This is a genomic window from Kitasatospora sp. NPDC091257 (assembly GCF_044757675.1).
Lineage (GTDB): Bacteria > Actinomycetota > Actinomycetes > Streptomycetales > Streptomycetaceae > Kitasatospora > Kitasatospora lactacystinica.
In genome coordinates this window covers 1-10,022 of record NZ_JBIVVI010000193.1, presented here as the reverse complement: position 1 = coordinate 10,022, position 10,022 = coordinate 1, and the positions used below count along the sequence as shown (strand labels likewise).

7 protein-coding genes and 1 pseudogene are annotated in these 10,022 nt (G+C 72.9%); 6 read left to right on the top strand and 2 right to left on the bottom strand.

The annotated features are described in order from the left end of the window. The first annotated feature begins 127 nt into the window (after positions 1-127). The 3 genes from ACIQOV_RS12105 (at position 128) to ACIQOV_RS12095 (ending at position 5,050) form a co-directional block, all read left to right on the top strand. On the top strand, positions 128-1,504 hold the full coding sequence (locus tag ACIQOV_RS12105) for an FAD-binding oxidoreductase (protein WP_401047760.1): 1,377 nt from the start codon (positions 128-130) through the stop codon (positions 1,502-1,504). A gap of 604 nt (positions 1,505-2,108) precedes the next feature. Then, positions 2,109-4,037 (top strand): CRTAC1 family protein, encoded by a 1,929-nt coding sequence (locus ACIQOV_RS12100; RefSeq protein WP_401047763.1) that lies wholly within the window; start codon positions 2,109-2,111, stop codon positions 4,035-4,037. Next, complete coding sequence (locus tag ACIQOV_RS12095; protein ID WP_380554043.1) at positions 4,034-5,050, top strand: enediyne biosynthesis protein; 1,017 nt, start codon at positions 4,034-4,036, stop codon at positions 5,048-5,050. The genes ACIQOV_RS12100 and ACIQOV_RS12095 overlap by 4 nt, the downstream gene beginning before the upstream one ends. A 114-nt stretch (positions 5,051-5,164) precedes the next feature. Here ACIQOV_RS12095 and ACIQOV_RS12090 read toward each other — a convergent pair whose 3' ends face one another. Further along, positions 5,165-5,893: a maleylpyruvate isomerase family mycothiol-dependent enzyme gene (locus ACIQOV_RS12090; protein ID WP_401047757.1), complete on the bottom strand. Its 729-nt coding sequence runs from the start codon at positions 5,891-5,893 to the stop codon at positions 5,165-5,167. A 252-nt stretch (positions 5,894-6,145) separates the two neighbouring features. Between ACIQOV_RS12090 and ACIQOV_RS12085 the strand changes: the two genes are divergently transcribed. The 3 genes from ACIQOV_RS12085 to ACIQOV_RS12075 all read left to right on the top strand — a co-directional run bounded on the left by ACIQOV_RS12085 (position 6,146) and on the right by ACIQOV_RS12075 (position 9,589). Then, the gene (locus ACIQOV_RS12085; protein ID WP_401047754.1) at positions 6,146-7,162 is read left to right on the top strand and encodes a DUF1702 family protein; all 1,017 of its coding nucleotides are present in this window, start codon (positions 6,146-6,148) and stop codon (positions 7,160-7,162) included. A 91-nt stretch (positions 7,163-7,253) separates the two neighbouring features. Continuing rightward, positions 7,254-8,228 (top strand): DUF1702 family protein, encoded by a 975-nt coding sequence (locus ACIQOV_RS12080; protein ID WP_401047751.1) that lies wholly within the window; start codon positions 7,254-7,256, stop codon positions 8,226-8,228. 2 nt (positions 8,229-8,230) lie between these two features. Further along, complete coding sequence (locus ACIQOV_RS12075; RefSeq protein WP_359912771.1) at positions 8,231-9,589, top strand: cytochrome P450; 1,359 nt, start codon at positions 8,231-8,233, stop codon at positions 9,587-9,589. Between the two features lie 127 nt (positions 9,590-9,716). On the opposite strand, the pseudogene ACIQOV_RS12070 reads toward ACIQOV_RS12075, so the two are convergent. Further along, positions 9,717-10,022: pseudogene (locus ACIQOV_RS12070) on the bottom strand (hypothetical protein); the annotation flags it as partial.

Below are 10,022 nucleotides of genomic sequence, written 5' to 3'. Positions count from 1 at the left end.
GGCACCGGCTGCGCCCTGCACAGCCACTCCGGGATCGGGGTCTTCCTGTCCGCGGTGACCACCCGGGAGCTGGCCCGTGCCCGGTTCGGCGTCAAGTGACCCGTCAACGAGCCGAGGAGCTCCTGCCATGACCGAGACCGAGCACGCCGTCGCGCTGCCCGGGGAGCGCGCCTTCGCCGCCGCGACCGCCGTGTTCAACCTGGCCGCGCCGGTCCGGCCCGCGGCGGCGGTGACGGTCCGCACCGTCGGACAGGTCCGGACCGCGCTGCGCCACGCCCAGCGCGCGGGCCGGTGGGTCCGGGTGCACACCACCGGGCACGCCGCCGGCTCGGCCCGCCCGATGGACGAATCCCTGCTCCTCCGCACCGAGCCCGCGGGCCCGGTCGTGATCGACCCGGTGGCCCGCACCGCCCGCGTCCCGGCGGGAACGCGCTGGGGCGCGGTGGTCGAGGCCGCCGCCGGGTACGGGCTGGCCGCGCCGCACGGCACCTCGCCCACGGTCGGCGTGGTCGGCTACCTGCTGCGCGGCGGGATCAGCTTCTACGGCCGCCGGGCCGGGCTCGCCGTGAACAGCGTCCGGGCGATCGAACTCGTCACCCCGGACGGCGAGTTCCGCCGCGTCTCGGCGACCGCCGACCCCGAGCTGTTCTGGGCCCTGCGCGGGGGCGGCGGCGGACTCGGCGTCGTCACCGCGATCGAGATCGCGCTCTTCCCGGCGGCCCGGGTGGTCACCGGCGCCGCCTTCTGGCCCGCCGCGCACGGCCCCGAGCTGCTGTCCCGCTGGCTGAGCTGGACCCGGGACGCGCCCGAGGACGTCACCACCGTGTTCCGGGTGATGAACCTGCCGGCCGTGCCGGAGATCCCGCCGGCCCTGACCGGCGGTCCGGTGGTGTGCCTGGCCGGTGTGGTGCTCAGTCCGACCGAGGACGGCCTGGCGACCGCCGAACGCCAGGCCGCCGACCTGCTCGGCCGGTTCCGGGCCGTCGCCGAGCCGGTGCTCGACACCTGGGAGACCACCACCCCGCCGGCCGTGGTCCGCACCCACATGGACCCGACCGATCCGGTGCCGGTGGTGGGGGACCACCTGCTGCTCTCCGAACTCGGCGCGGACGGCGCGGAGGCGTTCCTCCGGGTGCTCGGCGAGGGCTCGGGATCTCCACTGGTCAACGCCGAACTCCGGCAGCTCGGCGGCGCGCTCGCGGTGCCGGATCCGGACGGCGGGGCACTGAGCCACCTCGACGCCGCCTTCGCCTTCACCGCCGGCGGCCTGGCGCTCGACCCGGCCGCGACGGCGGCGGCCCGGGCGCACTGCGCCGAGGTCCGCTCCGCCCTGACGCCCTGGGACACCGGCCGGACCGCGCCGACCCTGGTCGAGCGCCTGGAGCAGCCGCAGCGGCACCTGTCCGCGGCCGACGTCGAACGGGTGGACCGGGTGCGCCGCCGGGTGGACCCCGCCGGGTGGCTGCGCCACGACGTGCCGCCGGGGGCCTCCGCCCGCTACTGACCGCCGCCGAGCGCGCGCCGCCCGGCGGCCCCGTGCGCGCCCGCCCGAGCGCCCGCCGTCGAACCACCTGCTGTCGAAGCGCCCTCCGTCGTCCGTTCGGAGGGCGCTTCGGCGTGTTCCCGGCCGGCCGGCGCCCGCTGCCCGCCACTCGCCGTCCGCCGTCCGCCGTCCGCCGTCCGCCGTCCGCCGTCCGCCGTCCGCCGTCCGCCGTCCGCCGGCCCGCGACGCGCGGGCGACCGCGGCCGGGTATCCGGGCCGATCGCCGATCGCGGGCGGCGGATCACCCATTTCCGATCACGCCGCCGGAGATTCTTTCGGCGGGAAAACAATTGGCAAAAGCCGTTCCCGGCCGGTGAGCAATGTGAGAGATGCCTTTGCGGGCGTCCGGCGTTCATGCTCGTGCAGTAGACCTGCGAGTGAAGTGGGATTCACCGTCGCATTTCGGGACCGCGGAACCAGGACCCCGGGCCTTTTCGGCCCGCCGGAGTCGGCCGCGGGAGTGCACTCGATGCGAAAGCAGGGTCGTACGCGATCTGCCGAGAGGGGAATTTCGGTGACAAACCGTGAACGATTCCGCAGACTGGTACCGGGCCTGGTGGTGATCATGGTGGCCGCCTCGCTGTTCTTCGCGGCGCGGAGCTCGGTCGCGGTGGCCGGGGCGGAAGGGGTCGCGAAGCAGTACGGCTTCAAGGAAATGCCCATCGCGATGCCGCCCGGCTACGACCAGCAGCCGATGAAGACGGTCCGGAAGGTGAACCCGGCCTACCAGAAGATCCGTTCGTGGATCTCCTCGGTCGGGGCCAGCATCGCGATCAACGACCTCACCGGGCACGGTGTGGCCAACAGCATGTGCATCGTCGACACCAGGACCGACAGCGTCGTCGTGACGTACACGCCGACCGCCCGGCAGGCCGACCGGTTCACGCCCTTCGTACTGGACGGCAAGCCGCTGCCGATGGACGACACCATGGCGCCCACCGGCTGCACACCCGGCGACTTCAACAGCGACGGCCGGATGGACCTCCTGGTGACGTACTGGGGCCGCACGCCCATCCTGTTCATGGCCAAGTCGGACGCGACGACCCCCGCCGCGAGCTCCTACGTGCCGCGCGAGCTGGTGGCCTCGGAGTCGCTGGACGGGAAGTACCACGGCCCGCGCTGGAACACCGACGCGGACTACGTCGGCGACCTCGACGGCAGCGGACACCCGTCGATCGTGATCGGCAACTACTTCCCCGACTCCGACGTCCTCGACCCCAACGGTCTGAAGAACGTCGTGATGAACGACTCGCTGTCCAGTGCCAAGAACGCCGGCGGCGACCACGTCCTGCGCTGGCAGCAGAGCACCTCGGGGCCCGAGCCCACGGCGTCGTACGTGGAGGAGAAGGGCGCCATCCCCTTCGACGCGTCGACCGGATGGACCCTGGCGATCTCGGGCGCCGACCTGACCGGTGACGGACTGCCCGAGCTGTACGTCGCCAACGACTTCGGTCACGGGCACCTGCTGTACAACCGGTCGACGCCCGGGCACATCGAGCTCACCGAGGCCAAGGGCCAGCGCACCCCGACCACGCCCAAGTCCTTCGTGCTCGGCAACGGTTCCTTCAAGGGCATGGGCGTCGACTTCGGCGACCTCGGCCACGACGGCAAGTTCGACATGATGGTCAGCAACATCACCGTCGCCTGGGGCCTGGAGGAGAGCAACTTCGTCTGGATCAACAAGGCCAAGGACGAAGCCGACATGCGGAACAAGCTCGACGCCGGCATCGCGCCGTTCACCCAGGAGGCCCAGGAGCACGGCATGGCCTGGACCGGCTGGGGCTGGGACGCCAAGATGGGCGACTTCCTCAACAGCGGCGACCTCAACGTCCTCCAGGCCACCGGCTTCGTGAAGGGCAAGATCAACCGCTGGCCGTGGCTGCAGGAGATGGCCATGACCAACGACGACCTGCTGTCCAACCCCGCGATGTGGCCCAACGTCCAGCCCGGTGACGACATCGCCGGGGACGAGGCGATCGCCTTCTACGCCAAGACCCCCGACGGCCCGTACGTCAACATCAGCGAGCAACTGGGCATCGCCGTGCCCACCCCGACCCGCGGCCTCGCCACCGGCGACACCACCGGGACCGGCCGGCTGGACTTCGCGGTGGCCCGCCAGTGGGGCCCGCCCGCCTTCTACGCCAACACCTCGCCCAACCTGGGCAACCAGCTGAACCTGCGGCTCTACCGGCCGACCGCCGAGGGCGGGGCGGGCGACGGCCTGGTGAACTCCGGGTCGCCGGCGTACGGCGCCACCGTGTGCGTGATGACCCCGGACGGCACCCAGATCTCCCAGCTCGACGGCGGCGGCGGCCACGGCGGCTTCCGCAGCTTCGACACGCGCTTCGGCCTCGGCTCCCACCAGGGTCCGGTCACCGTCGAGCTGCGGTGGCGGGATGCGAACGGCGGGATGAACAAGAAGACCGAGCAGCTCACCGCCGGTACGCACACCCTGATGCTGACCAGCGACGCCCAGGAGGTCCCGAACCGATGAGCGCCACCGCGCAGTCCCGCCCCGGCGGCGCCCCGGCCGCCGCGCCCCCCGCGCCCGCCGCCCCCGCGAAGCCCAAGGATCCGCGCTACCTCGCCCTGCGTAACTTCGCGATCTCCATCAGCGTGTTCAACGCCTTCGGCTACACCCTGCTCGGCTTCGAACAGCCCTGGCTGTGGCCGTTCATCGCGGTGTTCACCGCCTACACGTGCGAGATCTGCTTCGAGCTGATCAGCGGCTGGGCCCAGCGGCGCCCGCCGCGCTTCCTGGGCAACGGGGTGCGCGGGGTCTACGAGTTCCTGCTGCCCGCCCACATCACGGCGCTCGCGGTCAACATGCTGACCTACGGGAACAACCAGCTGCTGCCGATGTTCTTCGGGGTGGTCATCGGCGTCGGCGGCAAGCACGCCCTGCAGGCGCCGATCGCCGGCCGGATGCGGCACTACATGAACCCGTCCAACTTCGGGATCACGATGTCACTGGTGTGCTTCGGGTCCTGGTTCAGCATCTCGCCGCCGTACCAGTTCACGGAGAACGCGAACACCTTCTTCCGGGTGATGATCCCGCTGATCATCGCCACCGCGGGAACGGTGATCAACGCGCTGCTCACCAAGCGGACGCCGCTGATCGTCGGCTGGCTCGGGGCGTTCGCCATCCAGGCGTTCGTCCGGCACTGGATCTGGGACGTCTCGCTGTACTCCGCGCTCGGCGCGATGACCGGCGTCGCCTTCGTGCTGTTCACCAACTACATGATCAGCGACCCGGGAACGACGCCGATGAAGGCCAAGGCCCAGTTCATGTTCGGCTCCTCGGTCGCCATGGTCTACGCGGTCCTGATGGTGTTCAACGTGGTCTACACGCTCTTCTACGCCACCACCATCGTCTGCGCCCTGCGCGGGATCGGATGGTGGGTCGCGCACCTGATCAAGCGGTCCCGGCAGGCGGACTCCGCCGGGGCGGGCGCCCCGGACGGGACGGCCGCGCAGCCGCAGCAGGTCGGGGCGGTCGCGGCCTGAGGCACCCGCGTGCGACACCGCGCACGACACCGCAACGGCGCTGTGGCGCTGCCCGCTCGGGGCAGCGCCACAGCGCCGTTTCCCGGCCCGCCGAGGACCGGTCGGGCCCGGGGCCTACCGCCCGGCGGCCGCGTCCTCGACGGGCTGCGCCGGCGGCCGGAACGGGCCCCAGGTGAAGGCGGGCAGCCAGGCCTCGGGCGCGGCGCTCCAGTCCAGTCCGGCGATCTGCCCCGGCGAGCGCCGGCCGGTGAGCGAGCGGAGGAGGTCGTGCCGGTGCCCGCGGACGACGGCGGCCGGCTCGCCGTCACCGGCCCGCCACTCGGCGCCCGGCGTCTCGATGCGCAGCGCCGGAAGCCCCAGCGTGCGCACCGCGTTGGAGAAGCCCCGGACGACCAGGTCCAGCGACGAGGGGTAGGACGGGTGGTCCGGGAGCACCGGTTCCCCCAGCGCGACCCGGAGGTCGATCTCATGGGTGAACGCGTCCATCATCAGCATGGTGTGCCGCAGTTGCGGGGACTCGGTGAGCACCCGTTCCACCCCGCCGTCCAGCCGTGACCACTCGGCGAGCAGACCGGCGAGGCCGTCGCCGGAGTCGGCGTGCGGCACCTCCCACAGGTTGCCCGGCGCGTCGGCGGCCACCGTGCGGCAGACCTCCAGCAGATGGCCGACCAGGTCCAGGACCGTCCACCCGGGACAGGCCGGCACGGGAACGTCGGCCACCGCGGGCCGGCCGCCCAGCAGCCCGGTGATGTTCTCCCGGGAGCCGCGGTAGGCGAGATGGTCCGGTGAGCGGTCCCAGAGCGACCCGGTCGTGGCCTCGGCGTTCCGCTGATACGTGCTCATACGGGCTCTCCTTCGGTTGGACGACGTTGCGGGGACGGACCGACGGTGCCGGAACCCCGGTCTCGCGCGGGCCGGTTCCATTGTGGCGCCCGGGTTCCGGGCGACGGCCGGCGGGACGGCGGGCGGAGCACGCCCGAAGACGCCCGGCGGCCGGGCGGGTTCAGAAACGCAACCGTGGAGATGCGGGCCGTGACGCCGCCTCAGGACCATGGGGAGGACCGTCAATTGCGGGACGTGAGCCTGGGAGGGATCGTGCCGACGACCTTCGGATCGCTGCGCCGACTGGTACTGACACCGTCACTGGCCTCGGTGACCTTCGCCGGACGCGGCTTCCCGGTGACACCGACGGAGAGCACCGAACGGCTGGAGGCGGTGCCCCAGGCGGTGGTCTGCGGCTTCGAGTGGGGGATCGACGCCCGGAGCCAGTGGGAGGTCGAGCGCCGACTCGGCCTGGTCGAACCCGAACAGCGCGGATTCGCGTACGAGGGCGCCACCATGGCCTTCACCGTCCTGGACGCGACGGGCCGGGGCCACCGCACCCGTGACCTGCTGGCCGGGTCCGGGCAGCCGCACATCTTCCTGGCGTACATCGGCATCGGCTTCGCCATGGCGCGGCTGCCGAGGTCGCTGTGGCCCAAGGTGCTGCCGGACCTCACCGGGACGCCCTACCACCCGACGATGAGCTGGCTGGCCGTCGACGGCTACGGCTTCGACCTCGCCTACTTCCACACCCGGCGCTGGGTGGACGGGCAGCGCAGGCCCAAGCCGTACCCGTGGCAGGGCGCGCCCGAGTACTTCCAGCGGGCCGTCGACCAGGGCGTCGGACGGGCGCTGTGGTTCATCCACGGCGGATCGCCGGCGAACGTGGCGGCCGCGGTGCGCAGGTTCGGCGCGGACCGGCAGGGCGACCTGTGGAGCGGCGTGGGACTGGCCTCGACCTTCGCGGGGGGCGGCACGGCCGAGGGCCTGGCCGGGCTGCGCGACGCGGCGGGCCCGTACCGGGCGGAGCTCGCCCAGGGGTCGGTGTTCGCCTCCAAGGCCCGTGCGTACGCGGGTTTCGTGCCCGCGCACTCCGAGGTCGCCTCGACGGGCCTGACCGGCCTGTCGGTGGAGGCGGCGGCGAAGGTGGCCGACGCCTGCGCGGTGGACGACCGCACCCCGGGCGCCGCCGGCGGGCCGCCCCCGTACGAGCTCTGGCGGGCGAACGTGCGCGAGCACTTCCGCGAGGCCGGCCCCTCGCCCCGGCCCGCGCCGGGGCCGGCGGCCTGAGTGTTTTCCGGACGAGCCCCGGGCCGGACCGGTGCGAAGTCATCCGCGGGGCGGACCGGCCGCCCCGCGGGAAACCCGAGAGGAGTATGGCGTGTCCAGTGCATGGCGGACGCTCCGACGTCGAGTTCTCACTCCGAGCACCTCTGAAACGCTATTGGAAACGCGTGGTTTCCACCGGAAGTCGCCGGCCGCCCAGGACCTCCTGGAGACGGTCGGCGCGCGGTTCCTGGAGGGCTACGCCCACGCCGTGGAGGCCCGGAACCCGGCGGAGGCGGAATACCCGCTGGAGGAAATCCCGGACCGGTTCCGCGGCTTCGCCTACGAGGGCGCCGGAATGGGCTTCGCCATGCTCGACGGGCTGCGGCTGTCCGGCCGCAACTCGGTGGCCCGCTGCCTCACCGGCCGGGGCGCCGACCACGTCTACATGGTCTACGTCGGCATCGGCTGGGCGATGGCCCGGCTTCCGAGGTTCTGCTGGCCCGACATCGACAAGCTCGACCCGCTGCTGCGCTGGCTGGTGCTCGACGGATACGGCTTCCACCAGGCGTACTTCCGCACCGACCGGTACGTCCACCAGCAGTACCGGGACCCGGCCTTCCCCTGGCCGGCGCACGACTCCCCGTCGTACGCCGGCCGCGCGATGGACCAGGGCATCGGCCGGGCCCTGTGGTTCGTCGGCGGCACCGACGCCGAGCTGGTCGCGACCATGATCGAGAAGTTCCCGGAGTCCCGGCGGTCCGACCTCTACGGCGGCGCCGGACTGGCCGCCACCTACGCCGGCGGCGTGGACGAGGCGGAGCTGTGCGCGTTCCGCGACCGGGCCGGCATCCACGGGCCGATGGTCGCCCAGGGCAGCGCGTTCGCGGCCGAGGCCCGGATCCGGGCCGGACTGCTGGTGCCGCACACGGAGCTGGCCACGCGGGTCTTCTGCGGCATGACGCCCGATCAGGCCGCCGCGGTCAGCCAGGAGGCGCGGCCGAGCGGGCCGGTGCCCGGCGCGCTGCCCGCGTACGAGGTGTGGCGCCAGGCCATCGCCGACCGCTTCGCCGACGTCGGGGGGTGCTGACCGTGGCCGCCACCCGTCGGGTGCCGCCCGGCCCGCCGCGCCGGGCCGCCCCCGTCCTGCTGCGCAGGCTGGTGGGGGACCGGCTCGAAATGATGCGCTCCGCCGCGGCGGAGTACGGCGACGCGGTCCGGATCTCCATGGGCCCCAAGACGCTCTACTTCTTCAACCACCCCGACCACGCCAAGCACGTGCTCGCGGACAACGCGGCCAACTACCACAAGGGGATCGGCCTGGCCCAGGCCCGGCGGGCCCTCGGCAACGGCCTGCTGACCAGTGAGGGGGAACTCTGGCGCAAGCAGCGCCGGCAGATCCAGCCCGCCTTCCAGCACAAGCGGATCGTCCAACAGGCCGGTGCCGTCGCGGAGGAGGCGGCCAAGCTGGTCGGCCGGCTGCGGGCGCACGAGGGCGGCGCACCGGTCGACGTGACCAAGGAGGTCACGGCCCTCACCCTCGGGGTGCTCGGCCGCACCCTGCTCGACGTCGACCTCAGCGCCTTCGAGGCGGTCGGCCACGACTTCGAGGCCGTGCAGGACCAGGCGATGTTCGACATGGTCACCATGGGCATGGTGCCCGGCTGGGTGCCGCTGTCCAAGCAGCTCCGCTTCCGGCAGGCCCGGCAGGACCTGCAACGGGTGGTCGACCGGCTGGTGGCCGAGCGGGTCTCCCGCGACGCCGGGGAGATCGTGGGGGAGGACGCGCTGTCCCGCCTGATCGTCGCCACCCGGCAGGAGCCCGACCACAAGGTCGCCCGCCAGCGGATGCGCGACGAACTGGTCACCCTGCTGCTGGCCGGCCACGAGACCACGGCGAGCACCCTGGGCTGGACGTTCTACCTGGCCGACCGGCACCCCGAGGTGATGGACCGGCTGCACGCCGAGGCCGTCGAGGTGCTCGGCGACCGCCTGCCCGAGTTCGAGGACCTGCACCGCCTGCGGTACACCTCGATGGTGGTCGAGGAGGTCATGCGGCTCTACCCGCCGGTGTGGATCCTGCCGCGGCAGGCCCAGGCGGACGACGAGGTCGGCGGGTACCACGTCCCGGCCGGCTCCGACGTCCTGATCTGCCCGTACACCCTGCACCGCCACTCCCGGTTCTGGGACGACCCGGAGCAGTTCGACCCGGAGCGCTTCGACCGGGACCGGGCCACGGACCGGCCGCGCTACGCCTACATCCCGTTCGGGGCGGGTCCGCGCTTCTGCATCGGCAACCACCTCGGGCTGCTGGAGGCCACGTTCACGATCGCCATGGTCGCCCGGGACCTGCGGCTGAGGAAGGTGCCCGGGTACCGGGTGGTGGCCGAGCCGATGCTGTCGCTGCGGGTGCGCGGCGGCCTGCCGATGACGGTGCACTCCGCCGGCTGAGCGGACACGCCCGCGCCGTGCACGGCAGAGCCCCCGCGACGACGTCGCGGGGGCTCTGCCGTGCGGAGGGCCCGCGCCGTCGCGCGGGCCCCGGTCGGCCCGGCCCGCTGCCGCGGCCCGGGCCGGATCAGGCGGTGTCGGTGATCGGGGTCCGTACGGTCTGCGCGATGGTCCGTGCGTCCAGCAGTGCCAGCAGGACCGGCGGGTCGAGGACGCGGGCCGGGCGCAGGCGCAGTTCGATCGGCAGCAGCGGCACGTCCGGCCGCACCTCGATCGGTCCGACCGATCCCACCGAGACGGGGTGGCCACCCGTCAGCACCTCGTCGAAGGCGGCCGGGACGGAGTGTGCCAGCAGGTACCAGGTGCCGGCCGGCACCTGGTCGAATAAGAAGACGCCGGGATGGGGGAGGACGGTACACGCGGCGGGCCGGCC

Excerpts from the sequence above, each read along its gene's own strand:
- ACIQOV_RS12105 (WP_401047760.1), top strand. The coding sequence starts at position 128 with ATGACCGAGACCGAGCACGCCGTCGCGCTGCCCGGGGAGCGCGCCTTC.
- ACIQOV_RS12100 (WP_401047763.1), top strand. The coding sequence starts at position 2,109 with ATGGTGGCCGCCTCGCTGTTCTTCGCGGCGCGGAGCTCGGTCGCGGTG.
- ACIQOV_RS12095 (WP_380554043.1), top strand. The coding sequence starts at position 4,034 with ATGAGCGCCACCGCGCAGTCCCGCCCCGGCGGCGCCCCGGCCGCCGCG.
- ACIQOV_RS12090 (WP_401047757.1), bottom strand. The coding sequence starts at position 5,893 with ATGAGCACGTATCAGCGGAACGCCGAGGCCACGACCGGGTCGCTCTGG.